General features: G+C 56.6%; 18 protein-coding genes. 3 read left to right on the top strand and 15 right to left on the bottom strand.

Annotation, left to right across the window (positions count from 1 at the left end):
• Positions 1-3: 3 nt before the first annotated feature.
• The 9 genes from EGY08_RS11610 to EGY08_RS11570 form a co-directional block, all read right to left on the bottom strand.
• A complete protein-coding gene (locus EGY08_RS11610; protein WP_004098229.1) occupies positions 4-261 on the bottom strand; it encodes a EutN/CcmL family microcompartment protein in 258 nt (85 codons plus the stop codon).
• 25 nt (positions 262-286) lie between these two features.
• Entirely contained in the window at positions 287-1,888 is a 1,602-nt protein-coding gene (locus tag EGY08_RS11605) for an acetaldehyde dehydrogenase (acetylating) (protein ID WP_123828507.1), read from the bottom strand.
• Positions 1,889-1,941: 53 nt separating this feature from the next.
• Complete coding sequence (locus tag EGY08_RS11600; protein ID WP_002442217.1) at positions 1,942-2,220, bottom strand: BMC domain-containing protein; 279 nt, start codon at positions 2,218-2,220, stop codon at positions 1,942-1,944.
• Between the two features lie 15 nt (positions 2,221-2,235).
• Positions 2,236-2,520 carry a BMC domain-containing protein gene (locus EGY08_RS11595; protein ID WP_004098238.1) on the bottom strand — a complete coding sequence of 95 codons (285 nt, stop codon included), beginning with the start codon at positions 2,518-2,520 and terminating at the stop codon, positions 2,236-2,238.
• A gap of 17 nt (positions 2,521-2,537) precedes the next feature.
• The gene (locus EGY08_RS11590; protein WP_004098239.1) at positions 2,538-2,816 is read right to left on the bottom strand and encodes a BMC domain-containing protein; all 279 of its coding nucleotides are present in this window, start codon (positions 2,814-2,816) and stop codon (positions 2,538-2,540) included.
• A gap of 406 nt (positions 2,817-3,222) precedes the next feature.
• Positions 3,223-3,741, bottom strand: a complete 519-nt coding sequence (locus EGY08_RS11585; protein ID WP_004098240.1) for a FidL-like protein — start codon at positions 3,739-3,741, stop codon at positions 3,223-3,225.
• Positions 3,738-4,538 carry a winged helix-turn-helix domain-containing protein gene (locus EGY08_RS11580; RefSeq protein ID WP_123828506.1) on the bottom strand — a complete coding sequence of 267 codons (801 nt, stop codon included), beginning with the start codon at positions 4,536-4,538 and terminating at the stop codon, positions 3,738-3,740. Before EGY08_RS11580 ends, EGY08_RS11585 begins: the two co-directional genes overlap by 4 nt.
• 17 nt (positions 4,539-4,555) lie before the next feature.
• On the bottom strand, positions 4,556-5,140 hold the full coding sequence (locus EGY08_RS11575) for a TetR/AcrR family transcriptional regulator (protein ID WP_004128495.1): 585 nt from the start codon (positions 5,138-5,140) through the stop codon (positions 4,556-4,558).
• A gap of 147 nt (positions 5,141-5,287) precedes the next feature.
• Positions 5,288-6,070 (bottom strand): NAD(P)H-dependent oxidoreductase, encoded by a 783-nt coding sequence (locus tag EGY08_RS11570; RefSeq protein WP_004128497.1) that lies wholly within the window; start codon positions 6,068-6,070, stop codon positions 5,288-5,290.
• 87 nt (positions 6,071-6,157) lie between these two features.
• On the opposite strand from EGY08_RS11570, the gene EGY08_RS11565 reads away from it, so the two are divergent.
• Genes EGY08_RS11565 through EGY08_RS11555 form a run of 3 tightly spaced genes read left to right on the top strand, consistent with a single transcriptional unit; the run spans position 6,158 to position 7,774 of the window.
• A complete protein-coding gene (locus EGY08_RS11565; RefSeq protein WP_004128500.1) occupies positions 6,158-7,066 on the top strand; it encodes a LysR family transcriptional regulator in 909 nt (302 codons plus the stop codon).
• A complete protein-coding gene (locus EGY08_RS11560) occupies positions 7,060-7,503 on the top strand; it encodes a FosA family fosfomycin resistance glutathione transferase (RefSeq protein ID WP_123828505.1) in 444 nt (147 codons plus the stop codon). Before EGY08_RS11565 ends, EGY08_RS11560 begins: the two co-directional genes overlap by 7 nt.
• A gap of 43 nt (positions 7,504-7,546) precedes the next feature.
• The gene (locus tag EGY08_RS11555; RefSeq protein WP_123828504.1) at positions 7,547-7,774 is read left to right on the top strand and encodes a hypothetical protein; all 228 of its coding nucleotides are present in this window, start codon (positions 7,547-7,549) and stop codon (positions 7,772-7,774) included.
• Here EGY08_RS11555 and EGY08_RS11550 read toward each other — a convergent pair.
• From EGY08_RS11550 to hsdR, 6 genes are all read right to left on the bottom strand, one after another.
• A complete protein-coding gene (locus EGY08_RS11550) occupies positions 7,771-9,114 on the bottom strand; it encodes an APC family permease (RefSeq protein ID WP_004128506.1) in 1,344 nt (447 codons plus the stop codon). The genes EGY08_RS11555 and EGY08_RS11550 overlap by 4 nt on opposite strands.
• On the bottom strand, positions 9,111-10,022 hold the full coding sequence (locus tag EGY08_RS11545) for an acetamidase/formamidase family protein (protein ID WP_123828503.1): 912 nt from the start codon (positions 10,020-10,022) through the stop codon (positions 9,111-9,113). The genes EGY08_RS11550 and EGY08_RS11545 overlap by 4 nt, the downstream gene beginning before the upstream one ends.
• A gap of 453 nt (positions 10,023-10,475) precedes the next feature.
• Positions 10,476-10,811 carry an endoribonuclease SymE gene (symE, locus tag EGY08_RS11540; protein WP_123828502.1) on the bottom strand — a complete coding sequence of 112 codons (336 nt, stop codon included), beginning with the start codon at positions 10,809-10,811 and terminating at the stop codon, positions 10,476-10,478.
• Between the two features lie 215 nt (positions 10,812-11,026).
• Complete coding sequence (locus tag EGY08_RS11535; protein WP_123828501.1) at positions 11,027-12,781, bottom strand: restriction endonuclease subunit S; 1,755 nt, start codon at positions 12,779-12,781, stop codon at positions 11,027-11,029.
• Positions 12,781-14,250: an N-6 DNA methylase gene (locus EGY08_RS11530; protein ID WP_123828500.1), complete on the bottom strand. Its 1,470-nt coding sequence runs from the start codon at positions 14,248-14,250 to the stop codon at positions 12,781-12,783. The genes EGY08_RS11535 and EGY08_RS11530 overlap by 1 nt, the downstream gene beginning before the upstream one ends.
• 74 nt (positions 14,251-14,324) lie before the next feature.
• Entirely contained in the window at positions 14,325-16,754 is a 2,430-nt protein-coding gene (gene hsdR, locus EGY08_RS11525) for an EcoAI/FtnUII family type I restriction enzme subunit R (RefSeq protein ID WP_123828499.1), read from the bottom strand.
• Positions 16,755-16,778: the final 24 nt, after the last annotated feature.

The following is a 16,778-nucleotide window of genomic DNA, read 5'->3' as shown; positions in this document are numbered from 1 at the left end:
TCCTTAAGCGTCCCGAAACACGTTCTCGACAATGGCGACCACCGACATGGCCTTGTACCGCTCTTTGTTGAGCGCCAGATACTCTTCGGCCAGCACGATGTCGTGCATACCGGCGCCGACGCTATCAACGGCAACCCAGGTCTGGTCTTTCATCGGCTGCTGGTCATCATCTAATTTGACGATCAGCAGCAGGTTGCTGCCCCGTAGCTCATCGCACTTCTGCGTGGCGACGACATGTCCGACTACCTTTGCGAGAATCATTGTTTTATCGCCTTATATCAATGTGTTACTTACCAAGGCGTTCCAGCACCTGGCGGATGACGCGTTCCACGTTTTGCTCATTAATCTCGCTGTCCGCGCCGACGGCGGCGGCAGTCGCAAAGCGATCGTCGGCGCTGGCCGGATGGGCTGCGGTGGCGGCAGCCGGGGCGTTAAAACGTTCATCGTCAAAGATGCTGCGGTTTGGGCTGGCTGCCGGGCTGACGATGGTCGGCTGCGGTTCCGGGCGGCTGCCCGGCGCGCGCAGCTCATCGATGGAGCGAACGCCGTAGCCCACTTTGCGGATGTTGAGCAGGTTCATCGGCCCGACGTTGTCCGAGCTGGATCCGCCGCCGACCGCGCCGCAGCCGAGGGTCAGGGCCGGGGTGATGTTGGTGGTCGCGCCGATGCCGCCCAGCGCCGCCGGGGTGTTAATCAGAATGCGGTTAACCGGTTTTTCGAGGCAGAACTGGCGGATGACATCCTGGTTGCGGGTGTGGATCACCAGCGTGTGGCCGAGGCCTTCGTTGGTCAGCAGCTCCACGACGCGGTGGCAGGCGGCTTTCCAGTCCTCTTCAACGTACAGGCCGAGTACCGGGCACAGTTTTTCCCGCGAGTAGGGGTTGGAATGCGATACCGTGGTCTGCGCGGCAATCAGCACCCGGGTGCTGGCAGGGACGCAGAAGCCGGCCATCTGGCTCAGATAGAGCGCGGTTTTACCCACCACTTTGGGGTTGATGGTGCCGTTGGGGCGCAGCAGCAGGGCTGCCATTTTCGCCGCTTCGCTTTCGTTCATGAAGTACGCGCCCTGGGCTTCCAGTTCGCGGTGGACTTCGTCGTAGATACAGCGTTCGACGATAATCGACTGCTCGGAGGCGCAGATCACGCCGTTATCGAAGGTTTTACTGGTGATGATATCTTTCACCGCGTGGGGGATATCGGCGCTGCGTTCGATAAACGCCGGGCCGTTACCCGGACCGCCGCTGATGGTCGGCGTGCCGGACGCGTAGGCGGCGCGCACCATGCCTTCGCCGCCGGTCGCCAGGATCAGCGACACGTCTTTGCTGTGCATCAGTTCTGAGGTGGCTTCGAGGGTCAGTTGGCTAATGGCGTCGACGCTACCGGCAGGCGCCCCTGCCGCTTCCGCCGCGCGCTTCACGATTTCAATCGCTTTCCAGCTGCACTGGCGGGCGCCGGGATGCGGGGAGAAGATAATCGCGTTGCCGGCCTTCAGCGCAATCAGCGTTTTGTAGATGACGGTGGAGGTCGGGTTGGTCGACGGCACCAGCGCACAAATCACCCCCAGCGGCACGCCCACGTCCATCACTTTTTGTAGCGGATCGTCATGAATGATGCCGACGGTCTTCATATCTTTGATGGCGTCGTAGACGCGCAGCGAGGCGAAGCGGTTCTTCAGCACTTTGTCCTGCCAGTTGCCAAAACCGGTTTCTTCCGCGGCCATTTTCGCCAGCGCTTCGGCATGATGCGCCGCTTCCTGGGCCACGTTCTTCACGATGGCGTCGATTTGCTGCTGCGAAAAGGTGGCCAGAATCGCCTGCGCCTTTTTGGCATTGCGCACCAGCTCCCGGGCGTTCTGCCGGGACTGCAAATCGTTATCCAGTTCAATCATGAGTCTATCCTTCATCAGACTAAAAGAGTGGAGACGGGGCGCGCCCTGTCAGGTCATGCTTTGTGCTGTGCCGCGATTTTTTCGATGTCGTTATGCGGACGCGCGATGACGCGAGAGGTGACGACTTCGCCGATGCGTTTTGCCGCTTCCACGCCGGAATCCACCGCGGCATTCACCGCGCCGACGTCGCCTTTCACCATCGCGGTAACGAGGCCGGAGCCGACGTTTTCATAGCCAATCAGCTCCACGTTGGCGGCTTTACACATCGCATCCGCGGCTTCGATACAGGCCACCAGACCTTTGGTTTCGATCAGACCAAGCGCTTCTTTCATCAGGTTTTTCTCCGGTTAATCCATGATTTTGTAATGCGAGACGATTTTGTTGATGTCGTTATGCGGGCGGGCGATAACCAGCGAAGTCACCACTTCACCGATGCGCTGCGCGGATTCGACGCCGGAATCCACCGCCGCTTTCACCGCGCCGACGTCGCCTTTCACCATCGCGGTGACGAGGCCGGAACCGACGTTTTCATAGCCAATCAGTTCAACGTTGGCGGCTTTACACATCGCATCTGCCGCTTCGATACAAGCCACCAGACCTTTGGTTTCAATCAGACCTAATGCATCACCCATTTGCGTTCTCCTGGCCATCAGGCCTTGTGTTTAATGACGATTTTGTTGATGTCGTTATGCGGACGAGCGATAACCAGCGAGGTCACCACTTCACCGATGCGCTGCGCGGACTCGACGCCGGAATCGACCGCCGCTTTCACCGCGCCGACGTCGCCCTTCACCATGACGGTCACCAGCCCCGAGCCGATGTTTTCATAGCTAATCAGCTCGACGTTGGCGGCTTTACACATCGCATCCGCTGCTTCAATGCAGGCCACCAGACCTTTGGTTTCGATAAGCCCTAATGCATCACCCATGGTTTCTCCTTCAGAACAGGTTTTGTGATTCGGGAAAACCGTCCGCGTAACGACGTCAGGACGCGGAAGCGGCGTTCGGGGTTCACTATAGGGAATGGCGAATTAAGTGAAATTTAAATCTGCTCAAGGTGAATTTTTAGTTTTTTGCTCTATGAATTAGATTTTATAAGCGGGCGATTTATGCGTTTGTGCTGCGGTGGTGGGGCGAATTGAGTGACGATTGCGGCGTTTTTTTCACCATTTAGCCGGAGGCGAACTGATGTTAACAAGTTGCTAATTTATTGCAGATCAGGGGTAATTTGACGATGTATGAAGTGTGGAGAGGATCGTGTTTTATTCGGCAGGCTAAATACAAAACGTGCGGTTTTACTAAAGCGAAAGCGATGAAGGAAAAGCGGGTGTGAGCTTAATCAAGCTTGCTGCCGGACTTCAGCGTGCAGACGTAGAGCGGTGAGTTGATAGAGCTGAGAAGAATGGCTTTCTCATTGAGCTTCTGCGCGTTCAGGAACAGGCCGTCGTGGCTATCGGACATCTCACGCATAAAGTAGTCGAAGATCACGTCCGGCGACTCATCGATGGACGAGGCGCTGGATTCCCACTTGCTGATGCGATAGTGGCGCTCGGTGGTGGAGATGCGTTTGCTGGTGTAGCTAAACTTGACGTAGCGCTGGAGATAGAGCCAACCGGCGGCGGAATCGGTATAGCCTTCGACGACCATCGACCCTTTTCCGTTGGCGGCAAAGTTGAAATGGATATTGCCGTTGACGTTCTCTTTCTCCATGTTCTCAAAGCGCATAATCGCTTTGGTCGAGCAGCTCATCACCCCGCCGTTTTCGACCGGCAGCAGCTTCCAGGCGCAGAACCCGGCGGCGGCAATAAATACCAGGCTGGAGAGGGCGAAAAAGGGGCGCGGGGCGAGTCTCATTGCGGCTTCCATGAATAGTAAAAATAGTTATCGCAGTAGCTGAACGGGTTATCTTCATGCATCGCGCAGTGGGCGAGGAATACCCGGCCCAGGCCGTTGGTTTCCAGCCGGTCGCCATAGAAGAAGACGAAGCGTTCGCCGGGCTTGCACTCCAGCTTCAGGCGCTGGCGCACCGCATCAAAATTCTTACCATAGGCGGTTCCGGCAACGGAGCGCAGCATCTCATCGCTGGCCAGCAGCTCGCACTGGCTGTGGCGCATTTGCGTCAGGGTGATGGGGTGCGAGGTGTTGCCGCCGAGAAAACTGCATACCACCAGCAGCAGGGCGATGGTGAGCAGGCAGCCGCCGGCGAGATACCAGCAGGTGCCGCGCGCGTGGCGGCTGGGAACGGCCTTCTGCGCTTCCGGGGCGGCGGTTTCGTCTTGCTCAACTTCCGCCGTTAACAGCGGTTCCAGCTCCGGGCTGGCGTCGAGCCTCTCAATGGTGAGATCCGGATTGAGCTGCAGCAGTCCGCGCGACACGGTGACGATAATGTTGTCGATATCGTAGTGGCGAAAGGTTTTGCGCAGCATGCTCAGGTACTGATTGAGATTGCTGTTGGATGAGGTTAACCCGTTGTCATCCCAGACTTTTTTAAGCACCTCATCGCGGCTGACCACCTCGGTGTGGCGCAGGAAGAACCACAGCAGCGCGTTGGCGGTGATCGACAGCTGGCTGTCCGCCTCATCGCTTCCTGGTAACGTTAGCGTGCCGTCCATTGCATCATAAATCAGACGGCCATGGATGTTATAGCGCATCGTGGCCTCAACATGCTTCACGCAGGAAGCGTCATCTTCGTCAGATCGCTGACCAGCGACTGCCGGTGCCCGGGGCTCATGGTGCGCCCCTCGGTTAATTCCGATAGCCAGATGCCGTCCGCCGCATAGCGCACCAGCGTGCCGGTATGGCTATTGTCCAGTTCATCGCCTTGCGCCAGATGGTTGAGCATCCAGTCGCGCCAGCATTTTCGCAGCACCGGTTCATCCGGCATGGCCAGCGACAGCACCATCAGCTGGCGGCTCTCCTGGGTATCCGTGAGTTCCGGCGCCGACAGATAGCGCAGATAGGCGCGGGTAAAGCGGCCATAAGAGATGTTATCCGCGGCCATAAGCTCTGAAATCGCCTCTTCCATAATCGCCAGCAGGCGGGCAAAGAGAGCGAAAATCAGCGCCTGCTTATTGGGGAAATGGTGCAGTAAGCCGCCTTTGCTGACGCCCGCTTCGCGCGCGACGGCGTTCAGCGACAGAGAGGCGATGCCGTCCCGGCCGGCGATGGTGGCCGCGGACTCCAGCAGCTGCTTATACAGGCGGACGGGATCTTTTTTACGATGTTGGGCTTCCATATTCATGGCCCGAATCATACCGACCAGACGGTATGATTATTCTTGATCGCTATCAATATGCGAAGGGGCGTAGCGGGGCGCGATGCCGTTATTGCGTGGAGGCTCACAGTTCACCTTATGAATTGTGGTGATATTCGCCGGGCCGCGAATATCACCCACCGAGATTCACATCGGCTTCACGTGGATAGCGAGGCCGTTTTCGCCCGGCGCCAGCTCCGGGCGCAGGTTCAGAGAGGGGATCAGATAGTCGCCGTAGTTCTGACGACGGAAGGGAATGGGCGGCGTTTCAGAGAGGGTATCCAGTCGCCGGGCCAGCGCATCGCGCAGCGCGGCGAAGCGCTGTGCATCGAGTTTGTCGGTGCGGTAGAACACCACCGGCGGCAGCACATCAAAGCCGGGATAGAACAGCATCCCGTGCTGAATGGGGAACAGGATGTCGTCGATAGACCCGTTAATTCCGCGCGGCGCGTAGTGCTCCGCCCATCCGCCGGCGGTAACGACCAGCATCGCCCGTTTCCCCGCGAACGTGCCTTCGCCGTAGCGATCGCCCCAGTGGGTTTCGCTGTGCTCGCCGACGCCGTAGGCAAACCCGTAAGCGTAGACCCGGTCAATCCAGCCCTTCATGATGGCGGGCAGCGAAAACCACCACAGCGGGAACTGAAAAATCACCGTATCGGCCCACAGCAGCTTCTCCTGTTCGCCCATGATATCCGCGCTTTGCGTGCCGTTAGCGAAGGCGTACTGCGAATCCCGCGTTGCCCGCCAGCTTTCACCGACCGGCGGGGCGCTGCTGTCATCGGCATCAAATCCCGCCTTCCAGCGCATGGCGTAGAGATCGGACACCTGCACGTCATGACCGGCGTTTTGCAGATGCTGCACGGCAAAATCTTTCAGCGCGCCGTTAAGCGAACGCGGTTCGGGATGGGCGTAAACCAGTAATATTTTCATTGAAATCACCTCTGAGCAATGGAGAGCTGCAGAGTAGAGTCGACGACGCTATAGTAGAAATGAATTGCTTCAATGACAGGTATAGTAATGATTAATCTCCAGGGGCTGGATCTCAATTTGCTGCGCACGCTGAACGTCCTGCTCAGCGAAAATAACGTCACCCGCGCGGCGCAGCGCCTCAACCTGTCGCAGCCGTCGGTCAGCGTGCAGTTGGCAAGACTACGGGAGATTTTCGCCGACCCGCTGCTGCTACCGGGGCCGCGCGGAATGCAGCCCACCGCCCGCGCTGATGAACTGCGCGGGCCGCTGCGCGATGCACTGCTGGCGCTGGAGCTGGCGGTAGCGCCGGTTCAGCCTTTCGACCCGGCCACGGCGGCGCAGACCTGGCGGGTGGCGGCGACGGACTATATGGCGTCGGCGATTTTGCTGCCGGTACTCAATACCCTGCGCATCGCCTCTCCAGCCAGCCGCCTGGCGCTGTTTGAGCTACAGCCCGCGCGGCTGGTTCAGCAGGCGGATCGTGATGAGGTCGATCTGTTTTTTCACACGCGCGACGGCGCGCCGCCCGGGCTGCATCAGCGTTTGCTGTTCCGCGAACGCTACGTGCTGGCGGGTAGAGCGGGGCACCCGGCGTTGCGGTCGGCGTTAAGCCTGGCGCAGTTCTGCGAGCTGGAGCAGGTGATTGTCTCGCCGGACGGCGGAGGATTCAGCGCCGCGACCGATAGCGCGCTGACGAATCTCGGGCTGGCGCGGCGGGTTGTCCTTTCTGTGCCACATTTCCTCTTTATGCTGGAGACGCTGCGTAATAGCGAGCTGGTGGCGGTGCTGCCGGAGCGGCTGGTGCGCGGAGCTGAGGGGCTGACGGTGGTTGAACCGCCGCTGGCGGTCGCCGGGTTTGAGATGCTGATGCTGTGGCACGAGCGCTGGCACCGCGATCCGGCGCATCGGTGGCTGCGCCAGCAAATCGTAACGTCATTAGAGGAAAAGCCATGTTAAGCGGATTAAACCATCTGACCCTGGCGGTCAGCCAGCTGGCGCCGAGCGTGGCGTTTTATCAGCAGCTTCCGGGGATGACGCTGCGCGCCCGCTGGGATAACGGCGCATATTTTTCCTGCGGCGACCTCTGGCTGTGCCTGTCGCTGGACTCGCAGCGGCGCGTCATTTCGCCGGAGGAGAGCGATTACACCCACTACGCGTTCAGCATTGCAGAAGAGGATTTCGCGCTTTTTGCCGGGCGCCTGAATGCGGCTGGCGTTCCGGTTTGGAAAACCAACAAAAGCGAAGGCGCATCGCACTATTTTCTCGACCCGGACGGCCACAAGCTGGAGCTGCACGTCGGCAGCCTCGCCCAGCGCCTGGCGGCGTGCCGGGCGAAGCCCTATAAAGGTATGGTGTTTTTTGGCGAGGACGAACCGACGGCCGGGAACCCGTAGCCCGGCTAAGCGTAGCGCGAGCCGGGGAAAAGTGGAGGCTGTATTGCGCGTTGTTTCCCCGGAGGCGGCGCTTGACGCGCCTTGTCCGGGCTACCGGCCCGTGCAATCGGGTAGCCCGGCTAAGCGCAGCGCGAGCCGGGGAAAAGTGGAGGCTGTATTGCGCGTTGTTTCCCCGGAGGCGGCGCTTGACGCGCCTTGTCCGGGCTACCGGCCCGTGCGCTTGGGTAGCCCGGCTAAGCGTAGCGCGAGCCGGGGAGATAAATCGCGCTAGCCTTCCAGCTTCAGTTCCACATTGCGCTTGAGCACCAGGCGCATCAGCAGGTAATAGACCACGCCAACCGCCAGCCAGCTTAGCCCCAGCACCTTGGCCTGCGCGTCCATTTCATAAATAACAAAGCCGATAATGCACAGGCCCACCACCGGGAACAGCAGGTGTACCACCAGATTGCGCGATTTCTGGCGAATGATGTAATGGTTTATCACGGCGATATGCAGCACCAGGAAGCCCATCAGCGCGCCGAAGTTCACCAGACGGCTGAGGTTATCGATATCGCCATAGAACCACAGGCCGGAAGCCAGCGAAATCAGCGCCACAAACAGGGTGCTAACGTAAGGCGTTTTCAGCCGCGGGTGCACTTTCGCCAGCAGCTGCGGCAGCTGCTTGTCGCGCGCCATCGCAAACAGAATACGCGACACGGCGGCCTGCGCCACCAGGGCGTTAGCAATCCCCCAGGAGATCACCGTCGACCACATGGTGACATACTTCAGCCAGCCGCCGCCCGCCAGATTCGCGGTATCGTAGAAGGCGGTATCGAGGCTGCTGAACGTCATGCCCTGCGCCAGATCGGCGGCAATCCACGTTTGCAGGATAAACAGCGAACCGACCAGCATCAGCGCGCCCAGCGACGCCTTACCCACGGTATCTACGCCGCCTTTCGTTTCCTCTGACAGCGTGGAGATCCCGTCGAAGCCGAGGAACGAGAGCACGGCGATGGAGACTGCGCCCATCACCAGCGGCAGGCTGAACTTATCGGCGTTATAGAGCGGGTCGAGGGTCAGATGGCCCGCCCCGGCGCCGGAGTAGAGCGCAATCAGCCCCAGCACGACGAACACGGATAGCACCACGATCTCCGCGATCAGAATCGTATTATTGGCGCGCGCGGTAAAGGTAATGCCGCGCAGGTTAATCAGGCTGTTAATCGCGATAAAGCCGACAATCCACAGCCAGCCCGGCACGCCCGGCAGCATGGGCGCCAGCGCCGCCGCGCTGACGATATAGAGCAGGGACGGCACCAGAATATAATCCAGCAGGATCAGCCAGCCGGCAAAAAAGCCGACAATCGGATGAATACCGCGCTGGGCATAGGCATATACCGAGCCGGAAACTGGAAACGCGCGCGACATCGACCAGTAGCTCATGGCGGTAAAGAACATCGCCACCATACCGATAAGATAGGCCAGCGCCACCATGCCCTGCGCGCCGTCCCAGACGTAGCCAAAGACGCCAAACGGTGCGATGGGCACCATAAAAATCATGCCGTAGACCAGCAGATCGCGGAACGTCAGCGCCCGGTGCAGCTCCTGCTTATAGCCAAATTGTTCAACGCTCATGCCTGCTCCCCTTCAATTCGCAGGGAGAGCTGTTCAGCCACTGATTTCGGTAAGGCATAGCGGCAGGTTTTCAGCGGGTCGACTACCTGACAGATTTGCAGGTCGCCGGCAATGCTCAGGATGCTGATGGCGTCCGCCAGCGTCAGGGAGGTATTGTCGGCGATAAAATGCGCCATATTGCGGGTAGCCATGGCGGCGGCATCATCGAGGGTCAGCGCCGAGGCGAGGGTAAACAGGGTCTCGCTGTTTTCGAGCATCGGCAGCGGCAGCTTGCGGTTTTTGACCACCGTCAGTTCGACCAGCACTTCGCCGGGAATTTCCAGACCGCAAACCGAGACTTCGCCATCGCCCATCGCGGCGTGTAAATCCCCCAGCCCGAACAGCGCGCCGGGAACGTTGACCGGCAGCCACAGGGTGCTGCCGGCGGTAATCATTTTGCAGTCCATATTGCCGCCGTGGCTATCCGGCGTGCCGCAGGAGATGGCTTCCCCGGCAGGCGCGACGCCGATCACGCCGACCATCGGGTTGAGCGGGACGCGCACGTTGCCGGGCAGTATGGCATGGTCGTTTTCAATCGGGACGATAGTGACCTTCGGAGCATCTAGCTCGTCGCCAATCACCCCCAGCTGCGGTGCGGTGACCATCACCGCCTGATTGCTGCTCAGGGTAATGCGTTTGATGGTCACCTTGAGCGCATCGCCCGGCTCGGCGCCCTCGACGTACACCGGCCCGGTCGCCGGGTTAATACGCTGCCAGTCCAGTTCGTTGAACACGGCATCGGCGGAGGTGATTTGGTCGGAGAAGCAGTCGCAGGTTTCGAACAGCACTTCACTGCCGCTGCTGACGGTAGCGACAGGAGCGTTATCCCGCGACATGGCGTAAACCACCCGATCTTTGGTTATTTTCATGACATTCATCCCGGTTATATTGTTGTGATTTTTATATTTAGAGTTTCCCGTATAGGGAATGAGTGAATGTATCGGGATTATTATGGGAAGGCAATCAGGTCAGTTTTTTCAAAAATAAATGGTATATATTTGCTGGTGAATCATGCGGTTAGCTATATTGGTGGGGTTTTCTTATATGCTGGTTATTTAGCAAAAAACTTTTTGTTATTTTGGCTTTAGTGGTCATTCGCTAATTGTTTACTGCCCTGGGGTTATTATCCAGCATATTACGCTGCTGCGTGCGGCAGTAGGATTATTTATATATGCGGTGATATGAGCGCATTATAAGGTCTTAGGTGTAGGGAGAAGAGAAATCCCGGAGGCGGCGCTTGACGCGCCTTGTCCGGGCTACCGGCCAGCAGACGACGGGGAACCGGTAGCCCCGGTCAGCGCAGCGCCGCCGGGGAATTTAGTTTAGGCCAGCTTACGTTTCTGCCCGGCGATCGCGCCGATTAACGCCTGCACCTGCTTCTGCTTGCGCGCCGACAGCTTATGCAGCTGGCGCAGAGACTCTACCAGTTCCGGCTCCGGCTGCTTTGCCGTCAATACGATGCAACCTTCCATTACTTTGATATCAATTTTGGTGCCGGTGGCAAAACCGGCAGCTTCCAGCCACTGGCCCTTCATGATAATTGCCGGGATACGCTGGCGATCTTCAAAGCGGCTCGCGTAACTGACGGTGCCTTTACGGTTATTTTCCGGGGAGACTTCTGGATCGGTGAATTCTGCAATAGAATGCGGGGTAGTCATGGTCTCTATTCCTTGTTAATAGGGATTGTGATGAGCAAGGCGCTCGTGTTGCAGCACGGGTGCCTTGCGATAAATACCTGGATATATCATCAGGGAATAGAAAGAAAGTCCAGCTGAAAATGAATGAAAATAACGGCGGGGATAAAGGGAATGATTATTTTTGGTGATGGGAATAAAGCGGCTATTTAGCCGCTTTATTGGTTTCTGGGGGCGGGTTAATTTATGGCGGCGTCGGTGAGGGCGTCGGCCAGGTGGAGTTGGGTTTGTTGGGCGGATTGAGTTTGTAATTTCAAATTATCGCATATATGAAATAGCTCAGTTATTATTTTATGAATTCTAAATTGTTCTTGTAGTGGTGGACATGCAAAAGCATAAAGCATCACACTGTTAGCAGATAGATTAGGCTGTGCTGAACCATTATCAAAACGAAAAATTTGCGAGCGTCCAAATGGACTGATTAAATAATTGTATATATATTCTCCCATTTCTCTAATAAATGGTCGAATGATCATTAGAGAAGATGCGATGGCACCAGCTTCATATGGTTTTACGAATGCTGTTTTACCGAATGTAGCTCCGCGCAAACAATAAACTAAATCTCCGATTTGAATTTTACCACTTCTTAACTCATTAAATTTTTTCTCAGTAATGAAATTCATATCTGTTATTGATAGAGTTCCATCTTTCTCTATGTGACCCGTATTTATCCAAGGGATTCCGTGAACAACGTATTCATTTTTATTAGGATAGTTACTTCCCCGATCTCCGTTAATAAACTCAGAGATTAAACCAAATTTACACCACTCCCACCCCTCAGGCAGTTCAAACGGTTTTTCCTCATCACTAATCGATGGCAACGGTTTTTGCTTTTTAATTTTCCCGTCTTTTACCAGTTGCGCTTTTTCCTGCGCAATACGTTTGAGCAGTTCAGAGGCCGGTTCGTCGTTGGGATCCTGCGGCACCAGTTTGCCCATCACCGCCAGTTGCAGAATGGTCTGTTTTAAGGCGTCAATGCTGGCTTCGGTGGTAAACAGCGTGTCGAAATGCTCGCTGATACGCGCCCAGTTTTCGGCCAGTTCATCGGCGTTCTGGCTGTCGGTTAGCGTGGCTAGCAGAGTTTCAACCAACTGTTGATGGGCGTCCAGACTGGTCAGTGAGTGCTGTTCCAGTTGGTCGCAGAGGGACATGAGTTTATCAACACGTGAAACAATTCGCAGTTGCTCCTGGATAGGAGCTAATTCGATGACGGCATGCTGAGCTTTTTCTGTACCAAGCCTTGGCAAGTTCATTCCATGTGTAGAGCTATTTGCGTAAGTAATGAAATTTGGTGCTTTCAGCAATAAACGTAAGAATTCTGGGGAAATATTACCATAGCTTGTTATTGGGATAATTTCAGTAGTACATACACCCGGTTCATTAGCAACGATCACTTTATCCAGGTACGGACGTAATTTTCCATAAAGTACATCACCTTGTGAAAATCGATTCTTAGAGCTTTTAAATGGTCTTTCTGCAAAAGTTACCTTATTGAGAAGCTTTGATGTGACTTTCTCTATATCCTCTAATTCAAGGATCCATGTTTCAGGTGTTACGTCTTCAGCTTCTGCTTTATCACAAAAACCATAGTTTGAAATAAATCCTAACCTCGTCCACTCCCACCCCTCCGGCAGCTCAAACGGTTTCTCCTCCTCGCTAATCTCCGGCAGCGGCTTGGGCTTCTTAATTTTCCCCTGCTTCACCAGCTCGGCTTTTTCCGCCGCAATACGCTCCAGCAGCACCGACGCCGGTTCATCGTTAGGAGCCTGCGGCACCAGCTTGCCGCGCACCGCCAGCTCCAGAATCAGCTCGCGCAGCTTCTTAATCCCGTACAGGTCGATCTTACCCGAGCTGCCGCGCCCCGCCGTGGAGCGGGTTTGCAGCGCCGTGGTCCAGGTGTCGATATGGTCGACAATCAGTTTTTCCACTGCCATCAGTTGGCCTCCTTACCGGAGAGCGCCGCGCCGAGGATATCGCGCAGCTGGTGGCGCAGGATCTGGATTTCTTCCTGTTGTTTGGCGTACTGCGCCAGCAGTTCGTCCGGATCGTGGCTGACGGTTTCCGCCTGGTGCGGGTTTTTGATATCGAGGTTAAAGTTGCGGGCAATCACCTCGTCGATGCTGACCTTCCACGCCTGTTCGTTTTCGACGCGGCTGGCGAAGCCGTCGGCCTCGTTGCCCCACCAGTCGATCTCGGCCTGGAACTCGTCAAACTTCATCGGCTTGGTTTTGCTGTAGTTCTTCACGCCCGCCGGGTACGGGTGCTCGTAGAACCAGATCGCTTGGGTCGGCTGGCCTTTGGTAAAGAACAGCAGGTTGGTTTTGATCCCGGTGTATGGGTTAAACACGCCGTTCGGCAGACGCACGATGGTGTGCAGGTTGCACTCCTCGGTGAGCAGCTTTTTGATTTTGGTTTTCACACCTTCGCCAAACAGCGTGCCGTCCGGCAGCACCACCGCCGCGCGGCCGTTTTTCGCCAGCACTTCAACGATCAGTTGCAGGAACAGATCCGCCGTTTCGCGGGTCTGCATCTCTGCCGGGAAGTTCTTCTCAATGCCGTCTTCTTCGGTGCCGCCGAACGGCGGGTTGGTGACGATCACATCAAGCTGTTCATCCCACGACGACAGCGGCTTGTTGAGGGTGTTGTCGTGACGAATTTGCACCGGCACTTCGATACCGTGCAGCAGCATATTGGTGGTCGCCAGCAGGTGAGGAAGCTGTTTTTTCTCCACGCCGTGGATCTGCTTTTGCAGCGTCTGGTGATCGGCCACGCTCTTCACGTAGTTGTTTTTGACGTGATCGAATGCGCAGGCGAGGAAGCCGCCGGTGCCGCAGGCCGGATCCATAATTGACTCGCCGAGCTTCGGATCGACGCGATCGACCATAAAGCGGGTCACCGCTCGCGGGGTGTAGAACTCACCAGCATTGCCCGCCGATTGCAGATCTTTGAGGATCTGTTCGTAAATGTCGCCGAACAGGTGGCGCTCGCTGGCGCTGGTAAAGTCGATTTCGTTGAGCTTGTTGATCACCTGACGCAGCAGGGTGCCGTTTTTCATGTAGTTATAGGCATCGCTGAACGCCTGCCTGACCACAAAGCCGCGCGGGTTCTTGTCGATAGGCGCGGTGAGGTTTTTCAGCGTCGGGAACAGGTCGTCATTGACGAATTCCAGCAGGGAATCACCGGTAATGCCCTCGGCGTTCGCCGCCCAGGTGCGCCACAGGTAGCGCTGCGGGATCGGGTACTGATAGTTATCCTGCTCCAGTTCCAGCGCCTCTTCCTGGGCGTCGAAGATTTTCAGAAACAGCAGCCAGGAGAGCTGGCCGAGGCGCTGCGCATCGCCGTCCACGCCGGCGTCTTTGCGCATAATGTCCTGTAATGATTTGATAACCGAGCTGATTGACATGATGTGTTCCATGTTTCATTAACAATAAGGCCTTCTGCTACGCGGTGGCAGCAGAAGGCGCAAAAGGGGAGTGGTTACGCGGAGCGGGGCGGTAGGTGGTAGATTTCGCTCTCCAGCTCGCTGATGGCCTGATTATACCCGTTACGGTCGCCGAATCCGCTTTTAATGATCTCCGGCAGCGTACCCATGCTGTCGAACGGCTTGAGCTTCAGCACCTGAATACTCTCTATTTCCTGCACGCCCGCGTCGGCGTATTTATCCAGCAGCGTGTTCAGCACCGCCTGCGCGGCGTCGGAGTATTTGGTGAAGTAGTTGCGCTTGCGCACGTTCTCCGCCCGCTCTTTGCGGGTTAACGGCGGCTGACCATACACCACGTGGCACAGCATGTCGAACGGGTCGAGCTCTTTACCGACCTCTTCCGCCAGCACTTCCCAGATAATCCCCTGCTGCTCCAGCTCCTTGATGATGGCCTCTTTGCGCTCGGCGCCCTGCCATTTGCGGGTGAAATCATCCAGCGAGGCGTACTCTTTGAGCAGCGTTTTGCGGGTGTAATCTTTGAAGGATTCGGTGACCAGCTTGCCGTCGGCGTCGTAATACTGCACGCGCTGGGCAATTACGCCGACGGCCACGCCGTTGACGTGAAACTTGCGCACTTTGTTCTCGTCCTCTTCCGGCAGCGGGCCGACATCGCCGGAATCGGTGACGGTATACGGGGCGGGATCTTCATCGACACCGGTGATGTCGTCTTCGGTCTCTTCTTCGTGTTTGTCGAACTGCTCTTCAAAATCAGACTCCGGGTCGGCGATATCTTGCGGCGTGGTGTCCATCACTTTTTCCGGGATGCCGTCGAAGCGTTCATCGGCGAACAGTTCGGTGGCCTTTTTGAAGTCGAGGATGGTGAACCATAGCTTGCCGTAGCGTTCATCGATGCGGGTGCCGCGGCCGATGATCTGCTTGAATTTGGTCATCGACTGAATGTTTTGGTCCAGCACCACCAGTTTGCAGGTTTTGGCGTCCACGCCGGTGGTCATCAGCTCGGAGGTGGTGGCGATAACCGGATACTCTTTTTTGGGGTTAATAAAGTTATCCAGCTGGGCTTTGCCAATGTCGTCATCGCCGGTGATTTTCATCACGTACTTGTCGTTCTTTTTGACCTGTTCCGGGTTGAGATTGACCAGCGCACGGCGCATCCGCTCCGCGTGATCGATGTCGTTACAGAAGATGATGGTTTTATCCATCGGGTTGGTGCGTTTGAGGTAATCGGTAATGGTTTTCGCTACCAGTTCGGTGCGTTCATCGATCACCATCGTGCGATCAAAATCTTTTTGGTTGTAGATGCGGTCGTCGATCAGCTCGCCGTTTTTATCCGTCTGACCTTTGGTCGGGCGCCAGCCCTGGAGATCGACGTCGATGTCGACGCGCACCACTTTATAGGGAGCAAGGAAGCCGTCTTCGATACCTTCTTTCAGCGAGTAGATATACACCGGGTCGCCGAAGTAATCGGTGCTGGAGACTTCATGGGTCTCTTTCGGCGTGGCGGTTAAGCCAACCTGCGTGGCGGCGCTGAAATAGTCGAGGATTTCGCGCCACGCGCTGTCTTCCGAAGCGCTGCCGCGATGACATTCGTCGATGACAATCAGGTCAAAGAAATCCGGCGCTACCTGTTTAAAGGCTTTTTGATCTTCTTCCGGGCCGGTGATGGCCTGGTACAGCGCGAGGTGGATTTCAAAGGCCGGGTCGATGGTGCGCCCGGTGACCTTGGTCATCGCCGTGCCAAACGGCAGGAAGTCGTTGTTTTTGGTCTGATCGACCAGGATATTGCGATCGGCGAGGAACAGGATCCGCTTCTTACTTTTCGCTTTCCATAAGCGCCAGATGATCTGGAAGGCGGTATAGGTTTTGCCGGTGCCGGTTGCCATCACCAGCAGAACGCGGTTCTGCCCGGCGGAAACGGCTTCAATCGTTTTATTGATGGCCTGTAGCTGGTAGTAGCGCGGCGCTTTGCCGCTGCCGTCGTCGTAGTAGTCCTGAGTAATCACCGGAAGCTGGGCTTCGGTGTAACCTTTCCAGACGCAGAGCTTGTGCCAAAGTTCGGCTGGGGATGGAAATTCGTCAAGGGTAATACTTTTTTCGAGCAACTCGCCTTCGGCTGCCGTGGCATCGCGGAAAATAAAACCGTCGCCATTGGTGGCGAAGACGAACGGAACGTCCAGCAGTCGCGCGTACTCGATGCCCTGCTGCATCCCCTTGCCGATTTCATGTTTGTTGGCTTTGGCTTCAATGACCGCCAGCGGAATACCCGGCTTGTGATACAGCACGATATCGGCGGATTTCACCGTTCTGCGCGCTGCAACCTTACCGCGCACGATGACCTTACCATCCCGGAGTTTGACCTCCTGTCGGATTTGCGTTGTGTCGCTCCAGCCAGCATCAAGGATGGCGGGCATAACGCGTTTGGTGATGATGTCTGCTTCCGTCAGGGTACTCAGGTTCAGGTCAGCCATTGGGGATTCTCATCAAATAGCGAT

Origin of the sequence: Klebsiella sp. FDAARGOS_511 (assembly GCF_003812845.1) — a bacterium.
In the GTDB taxonomy this organism is placed as follows: Bacteria; Pseudomonadota; Gammaproteobacteria; order Enterobacterales; family Enterobacteriaceae; genus Klebsiella; species Klebsiella grimontii.
This window is presented reverse-complemented; position numbering and strand designations above follow the sequence as displayed.